The 13,003-nt window shown below is 69.7% G+C and carries 13 protein-coding genes and 1 riboswitch; of the genes, 6 read left to right on the top strand and 7 right to left on the bottom strand.

The features are described from left to right. The first annotated feature begins 9 nt into the window (after window positions 1-9). Together ccoS and H570_RS0106590 are read left to right on the top strand one after the other, a co-directional pair. Window positions 10-300, top strand: coding sequence for a cbb3-type cytochrome oxidase assembly protein CcoS (ccoS, locus tag H570_RS19540; protein ID WP_084499871.1), 291 nt, complete (start codon window positions 10-12; stop codon window positions 298-300). After that, on the top strand, window positions 290-1,012 hold the full coding sequence (locus H570_RS0106590) for a sulfite exporter TauE/SafE family protein (protein ID WP_027080055.1): 723 nt from the start codon (window positions 290-292) through the stop codon (window positions 1,010-1,012). The genes ccoS and H570_RS0106590 overlap by 11 nt, the downstream gene beginning before the upstream one ends. A 107-nt stretch (window positions 1,013-1,119) precedes the next feature. On the opposite strand, the gene H570_RS0106585 is transcribed toward H570_RS0106590, so the two are convergent. The 7 genes from H570_RS0106585 to H570_RS0106555 all read right to left on the bottom strand — a co-directional run bounded on the left by H570_RS0106585 (window position 1,120) and on the right by H570_RS0106555 (window position 9,221). Continuing rightward, a complete protein-coding gene (locus H570_RS0106585; protein ID WP_027080054.1) occupies window positions 1,120-1,878 on the bottom strand; it encodes a helix-turn-helix domain-containing protein in 759 nt (252 codons plus the stop codon). 85 nt (window positions 1,879-1,963) lie between these two features. Then, window positions 1,964-2,353 (bottom strand): fluoride efflux transporter CrcB, encoded by a 390-nt coding sequence (gene crcB / locus H570_RS0106580; RefSeq protein WP_036135359.1) that lies wholly within the window; start codon window positions 2,351-2,353, stop codon window positions 1,964-1,966. A 62-nt stretch (window positions 2,354-2,415) separates the two neighbouring features. Continuing rightward, window positions 2,416-2,483: riboswitch (Fluoride riboswitch) on the bottom strand. Between the two features lie 2 nt (window positions 2,484-2,485). Then, a complete protein-coding gene (locus H570_RS0106575) occupies window positions 2,486-3,919 on the bottom strand; it encodes a replication-associated recombination protein A (RefSeq protein ID WP_027080052.1) in 1,434 nt (477 codons plus the stop codon). A gap of 211 nt (window positions 3,920-4,130) precedes the next feature. Next, the gene (locus H570_RS0106570; protein WP_027080051.1) at window positions 4,131-4,817 is read right to left on the bottom strand and encodes a hypothetical protein; all 687 of its coding nucleotides are present in this window, start codon (window positions 4,815-4,817) and stop codon (window positions 4,131-4,133) included. Window positions 4,818-4,917: 100 nt separating this feature from the next. Beyond that, entirely contained in the window at window positions 4,918-5,538 is a 621-nt protein-coding gene (gene lolA / locus H570_RS0106565; RefSeq protein ID WP_036135357.1) for an outer membrane lipoprotein periplasmic chaperone LolA, read from the bottom strand. Window positions 5,539-5,653: 115 nt separating this feature from the next. Continuing rightward, window positions 5,654-8,008 carry a DNA translocase FtsK gene (locus H570_RS0106560; protein WP_027080049.1) on the bottom strand — a complete coding sequence of 785 codons (2,355 nt, stop codon included), beginning with the start codon at window positions 8,006-8,008 and terminating at the stop codon, window positions 5,654-5,656. A 142-nt stretch (window positions 8,009-8,150) separates the two neighbouring features. Beyond that, window positions 8,151-9,221 (bottom strand): alanine dehydrogenase, encoded by a 1,071-nt coding sequence (locus H570_RS0106555; protein WP_027080048.1) that lies wholly within the window; start codon window positions 9,219-9,221, stop codon window positions 8,151-8,153. 247 nt (window positions 9,222-9,468) lie between these two features. On the opposite strand from H570_RS0106555, the gene trxB reads away from it, so the two are divergent. The 4 genes from trxB (at window position 9,469) to infA (ending at window position 12,891) form a co-directional block, all read left to right on the top strand. Next, a complete protein-coding gene (gene trxB, locus H570_RS0106550; RefSeq protein WP_027080047.1) occupies window positions 9,469-10,422 on the top strand; it encodes a thioredoxin-disulfide reductase in 954 nt (317 codons plus the stop codon). A 187-nt stretch (window positions 10,423-10,609) separates the two neighbouring features. Further along, window positions 10,610-11,734, top strand: a complete 1,125-nt coding sequence (locus H570_RS0106545) for a GNAT family N-acetyltransferase (RefSeq protein ID WP_027080046.1) — start codon at window positions 10,610-10,612, stop codon at window positions 11,732-11,734. A 95-nt stretch (window positions 11,735-11,829) separates the two neighbouring features. Next, window positions 11,830-12,582: a leucyl/phenylalanyl-tRNA--protein transferase gene (gene aat / locus H570_RS0106540; RefSeq protein ID WP_027080045.1), complete on the top strand. Its 753-nt coding sequence runs from the start codon at window positions 11,830-11,832 to the stop codon at window positions 12,580-12,582. Window positions 12,583-12,672: 90 nt separating this feature from the next. Further along, on the top strand, window positions 12,673-12,891 hold the full coding sequence (infA, locus tag H570_RS0106535; RefSeq protein WP_027080044.1) for a translation initiation factor IF-1: 219 nt from the start codon (window positions 12,673-12,675) through the stop codon (window positions 12,889-12,891). Window positions 12,892-13,003 lie beyond the last annotated feature (112 nt).

Below are 13,003 nucleotides of genomic sequence, written 5' to 3'. Positions count from 1 at the left end.
CTGCCCACGATGGCCATCCTGCTGTTCCTGATCCCCATCAGCCTGCTGCTGCTCGGCGTGGCGATCTGGGCGTTCGTGTGGTCGGTGCGCGACGGGCAGTTCGACGACCTGGATGCCGCGCCGCTGGACATCCTGCGCGACGATCCGCCGGTCCCGTCCGCGAAGGCGCACGCCCCGGCTGCACCGGAGTTTCCTGCGCCGGAACAACCCGTGCCGGAACAACCCGCGTCGACGCATCCCGCGCAGCCTGCGCCGGACACGCCGGCATCCGGCAAGCCGCAGCCGCGCGATGCCGATTGACTGGCTGGTCCTGCTGGCGGCGCTGCTCAGCGGCCTGACCGGCGGCCTGCACTGCGCGGCGATGTGCGGCGGCATCGCGACGTCGTTCCCGGCGATGGGCGCACGCGGCGACCTGCGCTACGTGATCGAACCGAACCTGGGCCGCGTGCTCGGCTACGTCATCGCCGGCGCGGTGGCGGGCGGCATCGGCGGCGGCATCGTCACCGCGGCGCGGATGCCGTGGCTGTCGACCGGCCTGCGCACGGCGGTGGGCCTGGTGCTGGTGCTGGCGGCCGTGCGCCTGCTGGACAGCCGCGGCCGCCTGGCCTTCCTGCGTGGTAACGGCGCGATGTGGCGCTGGCTGCGCCCGCTGCAGCGGCGCCTGCTGCCGGCCAACAGCCACGCCAGGCGGATCGCGCTGGGCGTGCTTTGGGGCTGGCTGCCGTGCGGCCTGAGCACGACCCTGCTGGCGGCGGCCTGGCTGCAGGCCGATGCGCGCAACGGCGCGCTGACGATGGCGGCGTTCGGTCTGGGAACCCTGCCGGTGATGCTGCCGCTGACCTGGTCGGGGGCGCGCCTGAAGCTGTGGCTGCAGCACGGCCGCTGGCGGATTGCCGCGGCGCTGCTGATCCTCGCCGCCGGCCTGCTGACGATCGCCGCGCCGTGGCTGATGCACGTGCCGGCGCTGCACGACACGCTCGCGGCACTGGGCTGCACGCCGGCGCCGCGCTAGGCACGGCACGGGTGGCTGCAGCCGGTTGCGCGCAGGCGGGAGGTTCGACTCGCGAATGCGGTGGCCCGGCGGGAGCGACGACCGACGCCTGAGCCGCCGACCCCGGCTCAGGCCTGGCGGCGCTGTTCTTCCGGCGGTGCGCCGCCGTGTGCCAGGCGCGAGAGTTCGACCGGGTCGAGCACTTCGATGCGGCGGCCGGACACCGCGATCACGGCGTCGTCCTGCAGCCGGGTGAAGCCGCGGCTGACGGTTTCGATCGCAAGCCCGAGAAAGCTGGCGATGTCCTCGCGACTCATCGCCAGGCGAAACTGCAGCGACGACTGGCCGATATGTGCGAGCCGTTCGCCGATTCCGTGCAGGAACAGCGCGATGCGCTCGTTGGCATGGCGCCGCGCGAGCATCTCGGCGTGGTCGCGGTCCAGCGCGATGCCCTGCCCGATCACCCGCATCAGCTGCCGCTGCAGGCCCGGCAGCTGCGCGGCCACGACGGCCAGCTCGTCCACCGCCACTTCGCATACTTCGGCCGAGTCGAGCGCAACGGCCTCGCAGCGGTGCTCGCCATCGGCCAGCGCGTCGAGTCCCATGAGTTCGCCGGGCAGGTGGAAGCCGATCACGCGCTCGTCGCCGGCCTCGCTGAGGCTGACGGTCTTGAAGGCACCGTTGCGCGCGACGTAGATCGAGGTCATGGCGTCGCCGTGGTGGAACAGGCGCTCATCGCGCTGCAGCGGCCGCCGCCGGTGCACGACTTCGTCCAGCCGCGCCAGGTCGTTCGCGCCGATCCCCGCCGGCAGGCACAGCTGCCGCAGCGAGCAGTGGCCGCAGCTGCGGCGCAGGCTGGCGAGATCGATGGGCGTCGGGTCGGCCATTGCCCATTCTAGACCAGCCTGCGGCCAGGAGCCCCTGCGCCGAGGGGCCCCCCCGCCGGAGGCCAGGGCGTGGCCCGGCCGGGGCTCAGGCGGCCACTGCTCGCAGCGCCCGCAGCGAGGCCAGGCCCAGCACCGTCATCGAGAACGAGCCGAGCACGTGCACGGCCACCGTCGCGCCCGCCCACGCGTACTGCTGGCGCAGCAGCATCTGCACGGTTTCGGCGGAAAACGCGGAAAACGTGGTCAGGCCGCCGAGCAGCCCGGTGATCACGAACAGCCGCCATTCCGGCGACAGTCCCGGCGCATGTGCGAACCAGCCCAGCGCCACGCCGATGCCGTAGCCGCCGACGAGGTTGGCCGCCAGCGTGCCGAGCGGGAGCGTTGCGTGATGCGGGTTGAGCCAGAGCCCGAGGCCCCAGCGCAGCCAGGCGCCGAGCGCGGCGCCGCCGCCGATGGCCAGCAAGGAATGGAACATGTGTCGTCTCCTGCGGTTGGCGCGGGCAGGAGGACGAAGATACGGCCTACCGTCCCGCGGGGGATCCGGTAGGCATCATCAGCCGCGGAGTGCGCGGCGGTTCGGGGAGGATGCCATCTCCCGAGCGGCGGATCATGCGCTGCCCTCGCCCTGTGCGCGAGCACGCTGCGCGCGCAGCCGGTCGAGTTTTTCCTTGAGCTTGATCTCCAGTCCGCGCTCGACCGGCTGATAGTACACCCGCTCGCCCATCGCATCCGGGAAGCCGGTCTGCCCCAGCGCCACCCCGCCCTCGGCGTCGTGGTCGTACTGGTAGCCCTTCGAGTAGCCGAGCTGCTTCATCAGCTTCGTGGGCGCGTTGCGCAGGTGCAGCGGGACGTCCGCCGTGCCGTGTTCGCGCACGTCGCGCTGCGCCGCGCCGAATGCGAGGTAGCCGGCGTTCGACTTGGCGGTGCTGGCCAGGTAGATCACCAGCTGCGCCAGCGCGAGGTCGCCCTCGGGGCTGCCGAGCCGGTCATGGGTGTCCCAGGCCTCGATCGCCATCGCCTGCGCACGCGGGTCGGCCAGGCCGATGTCCTCGACTGCCATCCGTGTCAGGCGCCGGGCGAGATAGCCCGGGTCGCAGCCGCCGTCGAGCATGCGCGCGAACCAGTACAGCGCGGCATCGGGGTTGGAGCTGCGCACCGACTTGTGCAGCGCGGAGATCTGGTCGTAGAACTGCTCGCCGCCCTTGTCGAAACGGCGGGTGCGGTCGGCGAGCACCTGCTCGAGGATGGCGTCGGTGACGGTGCCGCCCTGCCCTTCGGCGCCCTCCGTGGCCGCGCCCTCCACGGAAGTGCCTTCCAAGGACGTGTCCGGCGCGTCATCGGCTTCGCCGGCGAGTTCGGCGGCGATCTCCAGCAAGGTCAGGCCGCGGCGAACGTCGCCGTCCGCGGCGGTTGCCACCAGTCGCAACTGGTCGTCGCCGATGGACAGGCCGCGTCCGCCGAGGCCGCGTTCGGAGTCGTCCAGCGCACTGCGCAGCGCGGCGAGGATGTCGGCTGGCGACACGGCTTCCATCACGTGCACGCGGCAGCGCGAGAGCAGCGCGGAGTTCAGTTCGAACGAGGGGTTCTCGGTGGTCGCGCCGACGAACACGATGGTGCCGCGCTCGATGTGCGGCAGGAAGGCATCCTGCTGCGTCTTGTTGAACCGGTGCACCTCGTCGACGAACAGCACCGTGCGCCGGCCATCGGCGAAGCGCTGCGCGGCTTCGGCCAGCACCTGCCGCACTTCGGGCAGGCCGGACAGCACCGCGGAGATCGCCTTGAACTCGGCGTCGGCGTACTTCGCCAGCAGCAGTGCCAGCGTGGTCTTGCCGCAGCCCGGCGGGCCCCACAGCACCATCGAGTGCACGCGGCCCGATTCGATCGAACGTCGCAGCGCCGTGCCGGGCGCAAGCAGCCGGCGCTGTCCGACCATCTCGTCGATCGTGCGCGGGCGCATGCGTTCGGCGAGCGGGCGCAGTTCGTCGCGTTCGACGTGCAGCAGGTCTTGCCTGGATTCGGTTCGGGCGGTCTTGCGGGCCAAGGGAGTGCGACGGTGCGGGAGGATCGCAACACGATAGCAATTCGGCGTCGCGGCGGCGGCAGCCGGTGGCTCGAAAGGCACCTTGCGCGTGGTGCTTGCACTGCAGGAGCGGCGGAAGCCGCAAGCTTCCGGATGGTTGCCCCGCTACGTGGAAAAGCCCGCGGCTTCCGCCGCTCCTGCAAGAGCCGCTCCTGCAAGCCCCGCACGGGCCTCAGCCGCCGGCGAGCGCGCCCAGCTGCTGCATGCCGGCACCCGGGCCGAGCTCGTAGTTGACCCGCAGCCAGGTCTTGCCACGGCGATCGTACAGGGCCTCGATCTGCGCCGGCGACGTGCCGCCGGCGCCGAAATCGGCGATGCCGCTGGCGTTGATCCGCAGGTAGCGGCTGCCGGCTTCGACGGTGGTGATGCGGTCGAGCTGCAGCCGCACCGCCTGGTTGGCGAACTCCTTGCCCAAGCCCTCGACCACGCGGTCGTCGAGTTCACGCACCAGCGCGGTGTCGTTGGGGACGTCGCGCTCGTCGCTGGTGACGCCGCCCAAGGTGATGTCCGGGTAGGCGGCGCTGTTGAAAGTGGTGTCGTAGACGGTGCTGAAACGGAACCCGATCCAGTCCTCGTCGCCCTCGATCCGCGCCCGGCCTTCGCCGGTGACGCTGCGGTCGCGGATGCTGGCCGGCTGGACGTCGACCCTGTCGAGCATGATCGACACCGGGCGGCCACCGAACTGTTCGCCCAGCGCCGCGATCAGTACGCCGGCCACGGTGCCATTGATGGCCTCGGTGCCGCCTACGGCGGTTGCCGCCGGAGCGGCGGCCGTGATGGCGGGTTTCGCCGGCACCGTTGCAGCCGGCAACATGCCCGGGCTCAGCAGCAGGACCAGCAACAGGGGCAGGCGGCGCATGGCGTTCCCGTGGCTGCCGGCATGTCGTCATGACGCCGGCTACCCCTTTGCAAACGAAGACGGCCGCGAGAAGCGGCCGTCCGTCGCGCCGTTCATTCAGTCAGCCGGCGTCGACCACGTCCACGCCCTTGCCCGGGGTGTAGCGGAAGGTGTCCCTGGCGAAGGCAGGATTCTTCTTCCAGCCGCTGAAGCCGATCTCGGTGCGCTGGCCGAGCATGTCCACCACTTCCATCTTCGCAAGGCCGTTTGCGTCGAAGCCGAGCCTTGCGCGCTGGAAGCTGGCGTCCTCGTCCTGCTTCGGAGTCAGCTCCAGCCAATCGAGCCCGTCCTGCGCGCCGCCCTCGACGACGTTGAAGTCGCGGTCCAGGCGCGCCGGGTCGATCAGCGTGGCCAGCGGCGAGTTCTGCTCCTCGGCGCCCTGCGCACGCACGGTGACCTGGGCCAGGTCGGGATCGTAGACCCAGACTTTGCTGCCGTCGGCAATGACCAGCTGTTCGTACGGCTTGGCGTACTCCCAGCGGAACAGCCGCGGCGCCGACAGCGCGAGGCTGCCGCTGGAGCGTTCCTTCAGCTTGCCGTTGGCATCGAAGACGGTCTGCGTGAACTGCCCTTCCAGGCCCTTCAGGCCATGGGTGAACGCATTGAGGTCGTCGCGCGCGCCGGCAAAGGCGGCGACAGGCAACAGCAGGCAAAGCAATGCGAAGTATCGGATGGCGCGCATGGCGTGGGTTCCGGATTTGACTGTCGGCGAGTGTGCCGCCGCGTTGCTGAATACGCATGAACAAGCGTGTGCGGCGAGGGGAAATGGCGTCCGCGCGGCGGGATGCGGCCGGCGACTACTTCGGCGGTGGCGGCGCGAGCACGGCGCGGTCGCCGTTGTGCTCAGGCGGCGAGACCACTCCTGCGGCCTCCATCGCCTCGACCAGGCGCGCGGCGCGGTTGTAGCCGATCTTCAGCCGCCGCTGCACGCCGGAGATCGAGGCGCGCCGGGTCTCGGTGACGATGCGCACGGCCTCGTCGTACAGCGGGTCGCTTTCGTCGCCGCTGCTGCTCGATTCCGGCAGGCCGGTGGCGCCGACCACGACGCCGTCGCCCATGGTCTGCACTTCCTCCAGCACGCCCTCGATGTAGTCGGGACCGCCGCCGCTCTGCTTGAGGTGGTCGACCACGCGATGCACTTCTTCGTCGGAGACGAAGGCGCCGTGCACGCGTTCGGGCAATGCGGTGCCGGGCGGCAGGTAGAGCATGTCGCCGTTCCCGAGCAGCGCCTCGGCGCCGGACTGGTCGAGGATGGTGCGCGAGTCGATCTTGCTCGACACCTGGAACGCGATGCGGGTGGGAATGTTGGCCTTGATCAGGCCTGTGATCACGTCCACCGACGGCCGCTGCGTGGCCAGGATCAGGTGGATGCCGGCGGCGCGTGATTTCTGCGCCAGGCGCGCGATCAGTTCCTCGACCTTCTTGCCGACGATCATCATCATGTCGGCGAATTCGTCGATGAAGATGACGATGAACGGCAGCGGCTCCAGCGGCTGGGCGACTTCGTCCGACTCGGGGTTGGGCTTGAACAGCGGATCCAGCAGCGGCTGGCCGGCGTCCAGCGCGTCCTTGACCTTCTTGTTGAAGCCGGCGAGGTTGCGCACGCCCACCGCGCTCATCAGCTTGTAGCGGCGCTCCATCTCCGCCACGCACCAGCGCAGGCCGTTGGCGGCCTCCTTCATGTCGGTGACCACGGGCGCCAGCAGGTGCGGGATGCCCTGGTAGACGCTGAGTTCCAGCATCTTCGGGTCGATCATCAGCATCCGCACGTCCTTGGCCGATGCCTTGTACAGCAGGCTCAGCACCATCGCGTTGACCGCGACCGACTTGCCCGATCCGGTGGTGCCGGCGACCAGCAGGTGCGGCATGCGCGCGAGGTCGGCGACCGTCGGCCGGCCGGCGATGTCCTTGCCCAGCGCCAGGGTCAGCGGGCTGCCGGACTTGTCGTACTCCTTCGAGCGCAGCAGTTCCGAGAGATAGATCATCTCGCGATGCGTGTTGGGCGTTTCCAGTCCGATCACCGACTTGCCGGGGATCACGTCTACCACGCGTACCGACTTCACGCTCAGGCCGCGGGCGATGTCCTTGTCCAGCGAGCTGATCTGGCTGACCTTGATGCCCGGCGCAGGCTCGATCTCGAAACGGGTGATGACCGGCCCCGGATAGGCGCCGACCACCTGCGCGTCGATGCGGAAGTCCTTGAGCTTGAACTCGATCTGCCGCGACAGCGTTTCCAGCGTGTCCTCGTCGTAGCCCTTGGGCTGCGGCTTGGGATCGTCGAGCAGGGCCAGCGGCGGGATGCCGGTGCCGTCGCCGACGTGGAACAGCGGGATCTGCTGCTCGCGCCGGGCGCGGTCGCTCTTCTCGACCTGCGCTGGCGCCGGCGGTTCGATCTTCACCGGCGCGCGCTTGGCACGCAGTTCGGTTTCGATCTTTCGGGTCTCGGTGCGCTCCTCGCGGTAGGCGCGCGCTTCCTGCCACTGCGCCGCCTGCTGGCTGCCGCGGCGGAACAGCGCGGGAAGCTTCAACACCCAGCCGCCGATCCGGTCCATGACCGCCAGCCAGGACAGGCCGGTGGCCAGCGTGACCGACACCAGCAGCAGCGCGAGCAGGAACAGGTTGCCGCCGACCGGCCCGAACCCGGCATACAGCGAGTTGCCGACCAGCCTGCCGAGGATGCCGCCGCTGCCGCCGGAGAAGTCCTCGGCGGCGCCGAAGCGCAGGTACAGCAGGCCGGTGGCCGACACGAGAAAACCGACGATGCCCACCAGCCGCAGCGCCGGACCGAGGTCGGCCTCTCCGTCGCCATCGCTGTCCATGCCGAACAGCGCGATCCACGCGATCGCGCCCAGCATCACCGGCAGCAGGTAGGCGACGTAGCCGGTGAGGTGCAGCAGGATGTCGGCCAGCCACGCGCCGACCCGGCCGCCGACGTTGTGCAGCGGGGCGGTCACGCTGCCCGAGTGCGACCAGCCGGGGTCGTTGGGCGAAAACGAGAACAGGCTGGCCAGCAGGTACAGCAACAGCGGCGCGATCAGGATCAGCGCGATGTCGCGCCAGAGGCGTTGCCGGCGCGGATTCGGCGCTTTCGCGGCGTCCTTCGCCGCGCTCGCGCGCTGCCGTTTGCTGCGTTCCGTGATCGGGCGTGCCACCGTGTGGTCAGACCTTAAGAAGACCCTGCAATCGGATGATTCTACGCAATTATTGCCTGATTGCGATCACGATCCCGGTTTCGGCTCCCGGCAATTTCCCGAACTGCCGGCCGCCTGATCCGCGGCGACGGCGCGGCGAGGCCTAGAGCGCCATCCCCTTGAGCGCCGGATGCACCAGCTTGCCGCCCTCGACGTTGATGCCGCGCGCCAGCGCCTGGCTGCCGCGCCAGTCGCCACCGGACGCCAGCTTGCTGACCCAGGGCAGGATCGCTGCGCAGATCGCCTGCGACGAAGTCTGCGGCACGGCGCCGGGCATGTTGGTCACGCAGAAGTGGGTGACGCCCTCCTCCACGTAGGTCGGTTCCTTCCAGGTGGTCGGGCGCGAAGTCTCGAAGCAGCCGCCCTGGTCGATGGCGATGTCGACCACCGCGCTGCCGTCCTCCATGCCCTGGAGCATCTCGCGGGTCAGCACGTGCGGCGCCCGGGCACCGGTGACCAGCACCGCGCCGATCACCAGGTCGGCCGAGGCGACCTCGCGCGCGACGACGTCGTGGTACGGGTACAGCGCGGTGACGTTGTTGCCCAGGCGCATCATCTCGTCCATGCGGTCCTGGCGCATCTCGAACACGGTCACGTTGGCGCCTGCCGCGGCGGCCAGCCCGGCCGCCGTGCCGCCGGCCCGGCCCGCGCCGAACACCACGACCTTGCCCCGCTCGGTCGACGGCAGGCCACCGAGCAGCTTGCCCTTGCCTCCCATCGGCTGGTGCAGCAGGTGGATGCCGACCTGGACACCGATCTTGCCGGCGATCACCGACATCGGCGCCAGCAGCGGCAGGTCGCCGTTGGGCAGTTCGACGGTCTCGAACGCGATGCCGGTCAGGCCGATGCCGAGCAGCTGCTTCGTCAGCGTCGGCTCGGCGGCCAGGTGCAGGTAACAGAACAGCAGGTGGTCCTTGCGCAGGTGCGGCAGGTCTCCGGCGATCGGTTCCTTGACCTTGACGATCAGTTCGCCCTTTTCGTACAGCGCCGCGGCATCGGGCGCGATGTTGACGCCCACCGCGGCGTAATCGTCGTCGCCGAAGCCGGACTTCACGCCGGCGTCCTTCTCCAGCCAGAGCTCATGGCCATGCTTGACCAGATCACCTGCCGCGGCAGGCACCAGCGCAACGCGGCCTTCAAGGGTCTTGGTTTCCCTGGGTACGCCGATACGCATCGTTGTTCTCCGGATGGAGGCCGCCGGCATCGCGCCGGCGGATCCGACGTGGTGAACCCCCGCACGCTGGCATGCAGGCTCCGCATTCGTCATAGCGCGGGGCAATGCAGCACATCGCGACACGCTGAGGTCTGCTGGCACACCTTGATAAGCGGCGTTGCGGTCGCCAAGCTATCGGTTCCGCAGCGTCGCCCGGAGCGCGTATTCCGCTGCATCCAGGCGCGTTTCATCCCCTTCGCGAGTATACATGAGCACTTCAAAGCACTGCCGCCTGCTGATCCTCGGTTCCGGTCCCGCCGGCTGGACCGCCGCCGTCTACGCGGCCCGCGCCAACCTCAAGCCCGTGGTCGTCACCGGCCTGCAAATGGGCGGCCAGCTGATGACCACCACCGAGGTCGACAACTGGCCCGGCGACGCCCACGGCCTGATGGGCCCGGACCTGATGGCGCGCATGCAGGCGCATGCCGAGCGCTTCGAAACCGAAACGATCTTCGACCACATCCACACCGCGGACCTGTCGCAGCGGCCGTTCCGGCTCAAGGGCGACAACGGCGACTACACCGCCGACGCCCTCGTCATCGCCACCGGCGCGACGGCCAAGTACCTCGGGCTGGAGTCGGAGGAGAAGTTCAAGGGCCGCGGCGTCTCCGCCTGCGCCACTTGCGACGGGTTCTTCTACAAGGACATGGACGTGGCCGTGGTCGGCGGCGGCAACACCGCGGTCGAAGAGGCGCTGTACCTGTCCAACATCGCGCGCAAGGTGTACCTGGTGCACCGCCGCGACACCTTGCGCGCCGAGAAGATCATGCAGGACAAGCTGCAGGCGAAGATCGACGCGGGCAAGATCGTGCCGGTCTGGCACCACGTCGTCGACGAAGTGCTGGGCAACGACGCCGGCGTGACCGGACTGCGCCTGAAGTCGGTGCTCGACGACAGCACCCGAGAGATCGACGTGCACGGCTTCTTCGTCGCCATCGGGCACACGCCCAACACCTCGCTGTTCGAGGGCCAGCTGGCGATGAACAACGGCTACCTGGAGATCCGCTCGGGTCTTGGCGGCGGTGCCACCGAGACATCGGTCAAGGGCGTGTTCGCGGCCGGCGACGTCGCCGACCAGCATTACCGCCAGGCCATCACCTCTGCCGGTTTCGGCTGCATGGCGGCGCTGGATGCGGAGCGGTTCCTGGACAAGGGCGAGTGACCGCGCTGAGCAGATGCCCTGTCGGCATCTGCTGCGGTCGCGAGCGCCCGGCCATGGATGGCCGGGCCGGACGTTCCGAAGCCTCGGCTGCCGCGCCATGCATGGCGGCGATTGCATGGAGCGCAGTAGCTGGTCCCGCATCTGCATAGCCCAGTCGGCCACCAGCGAACTCCTGCCCCACGCTCCCATGCCAACCACACGCATCCTGGATTCGCTTGCGCAGATTCCCGCCGAGCAGTGGGATGCGCTCCACGATGGCCGCAATCCCTTCATCGCCCACGCCTTCCTCGCCGGCATGGAGCGCCACGGCTGCCTGCGCGAACAGTGGGGCTGGACGCCCCGCCACCTGACGCTGTGGGAAGGTGATGACCTCGTCGCGGCCGCCCCGACCTATCTCAAGGACAACTCGCACGGCGAATTCGTGTTCGACCATGCCTGGGCGCATGCCTATGCGCGCTACGGGCAGAACTACTTCCCCAAGCTGCTGTGCGCGGTGCCCTACTCGCCGGTGACCGGCCCGCGCCTGCTGGCGCGCGACGACGCCAGCCGCAGGCGGCTGGTCGACGCGATGGTGGCGACGGCGCGCGACGCCGGGCTGTCTTCGGCGCACGTCAATTTCCACGCCGAAACGGAGGATGCGGCGTTCGGCCCGGAATGGCTGCGGCGGGCCGACCTGCAGTACCACTGGCACAACCGCGACGGCTGGCGCGACTTCGACGCTTTCCTCGCGGCGATGGACCACAAGCACCGCAAGAACATCCGCCAGGAGCGGGCGCGGGTGGCGCGCGCCGGGGTGACGTTCCGCGTCGTGCACGGAGACGAGGCGACAGGCGCCGACCTCGAGGGCATCCACGCGCTTTACCTGCAGACGTTTGCCGAGTACGGCAACCACCCCGCGCTGACCCTCGGGTTCGTCCGCCACCTGGCGGCAGCGATGCCGCGCAGCCTGGTGCTGTTCCTCGCCGACCAGCAGGGTGAAACCATCGCCGGCGCGCTGTGCCTGCGCGGCGGCGACACCCTGTACGGCCGCTACTGGGGCGCGTTCCGGCAGGTGCCGGGTTTGCACTTCGAGACCTGTTACTACCAGGGCATCGAATACTGCCTGCGCGAGGGGCTCACCGCGTTCGAACCCGGCGCCCAGGGCGTGCACAAGATCGCGCGCGGCTTCCTGCCGACCCCGGTGCGCAGCCGGCACTGGATTGCCGATCCGGCATTCGCCAGCGCCCTGCGGAACTGGTGCGAGGAGGAATCGGCCGAGATCGATCGCCACGCGACGGCCCTCGCGCGCCATTCGCCCTACCGCACAGCGTAGGGGTGGCCGATGGCGGCGACGTTCCGTGCCCGCCGCGCCAGGCCGCCGCAGCATCGAGGCGCATCGCGGCCATGGGCCGCTCCTACAATGCATGCATGAGCATCGAACTGCCGGCCTGGCTGGGCGACGATCCGCACGCACCGTTCCCGCCGGTGTCGCATGCGCTGCGCGAGCCGGACGGCCTGCTGGCGGCGGGCGGGGACCTGTCGCCGACGCGCCTGCTCGACGCCTACGGGCACGGCATCTTCCCTTGGTATTCGGAAGGCCAGCCGATCCTGTGGTGGTCACCCGACCCGCGCATGCTGTTCCGCAGCGACGGCGTGCACCTGTCCTCGCGGTTCCGGCGCAGCCTGCGCGGCAGCCGCTGGCAGGCCTGCGCCGATACCGCCTTCGAGGCCGTCATCGACGCCTGCGCCGGGATTCCCCGCGCGGGACAGCGCGGCACGTGGATCACCCCGGAGATGCGCGCGGCGTACGTCGCGCTGCACCGCCTGGGCCACGCCCACAGCGTCGAGGTCTTCGACGATAGCCGCCTGGTCGGTGGCATCTACGGCGTCGCCATCGGCCGGATGTTCTTCGGCGAAAGCATGTTCTCGATCGCCAGCGGCGGCTCGAAGGTGGCGCTGGCCGCCCTCGCCCAGCGGCTGCGGCAGTGGGGCTGGCCGCTGATCGACGCCCAGGTCGAGAACGCCCACCTGCTGCGGCTGGGCGCCCGGTCCTGGCCGCGCGAGCGCTTTGTCGACGCGATCGGCGAGCTGTGCCGGCAGCCCGCCGCGCCGGGGCCGTGGACGGACCGGTTCGGTCGGTTGCCGGCCGCCGAGCTGGCCACCCCACCGGCTGGCGGTTAACGGAAATTTTGCGCTACGGGCCGCCGCGTGGCAGAATACGCGGCTTGTCGGCCGCATCCCTGTCCGACCTTACGCAGCAGTCCAGGACGCATGGCGAAAGACGACGTCATTGAATTTGAAGGCACGATCTCCGAAACCCTCCCGAACACCATGTTCCGGGTGAAGCTGGAGAACGGCCACGAGATCATCGCGCACATCTCCGGGCGCATGCGCAAGAACTACATCCGCATCCTCACCGGCGACAAGGTCAAGGTGGAAATGACGCCTTACGACCTGACCAAGGGCCGCATCACCTACCGCATGCGCTAGGCGGGGCGCCCCACCGGGTGCGGGGCAGGCAGAAGAAAGGCGGCCACTGGCCGCCTTTTTCGTATCCACCTGATCCTGCAGGAGCGGCTCCAGCCGCGAACTCCTGATCCCT

Origin of the sequence: Luteimonas mephitis DSM 12574, from assembly GCF_000422305.1 — a bacterium.
Classification (GTDB): Bacteria; Pseudomonadota; Gammaproteobacteria; order Xanthomonadales; family Xanthomonadaceae; genus Luteimonas; species Luteimonas mephitis.
Note: the sequence above shows the minus strand (reverse complement) of the source record. Positions and strands in the feature narration are given on the sequence as shown.

What these genes read in the sequence shown, in the direction of transcription:
- infA (WP_027080044.1), top strand. Translation starts at nt 12,673, where the DNA reads ATGGCGAAAGACGACGTCATTGAATTTGAAGGCACGATCTCCGAAACC.
- H570_RS0106545 (WP_027080046.1), top strand. Translation starts at nt 10,610, where the DNA reads ATGCCAACCACACGCATCCTGGATTCGCTTGCGCAGATTCCCGCCGAG.
- ccoS (WP_084499871.1), top strand. Translation starts at nt 10, where the DNA reads ATGGCCATCCTGCTGTTCCTGATCCCCATCAGCCTGCTGCTGCTCGGC.
- H570_RS0106570 (WP_027080051.1), bottom strand. Translation starts at nt 4,817, where the DNA reads ATGCGCCGCCTGCCCCTGTTGCTGGTCCTGCTGCTGAGCCCGGGCATG.
- H570_RS0106585 (WP_027080054.1), bottom strand. Translation starts at nt 1,878, where the DNA reads ATGGCCGACCCGACGCCCATCGATCTCGCCAGCCTGCGCCGCAGCTGC.
- crcB (WP_036135359.1), bottom strand. Translation starts at nt 2,353, where the DNA reads ATGTTCCATTCCTTGCTGGCCATCGGCGGCGGCGCCGCGCTCGGCGCC.
- H570_RS0106590 (WP_027080055.1), top strand. Translation starts at nt 290, where the DNA reads ATGCCGATTGACTGGCTGGTCCTGCTGGCGGCGCTGCTCAGCGGCCTG.
- H570_RS0106555 (WP_027080048.1), bottom strand. Translation starts at nt 9,221, where the DNA reads ATGCGTATCGGCGTACCCAGGGAAACCAAGACCCTTGAAGGCCGCGTT.
- aat (WP_027080045.1), top strand. Translation starts at nt 11,830, where the DNA reads ATGAGCATCGAACTGCCGGCCTGGCTGGGCGACGATCCGCACGCACCG.
- trxB (WP_027080047.1), top strand. Translation starts at nt 9,469, where the DNA reads ATGAGCACTTCAAAGCACTGCCGCCTGCTGATCCTCGGTTCCGGTCCC.
- lolA (WP_036135357.1), bottom strand. Translation starts at nt 5,538, where the DNA reads ATGCGCGCCATCCGATACTTCGCATTGCTTTGCCTGCTGTTGCCTGTC.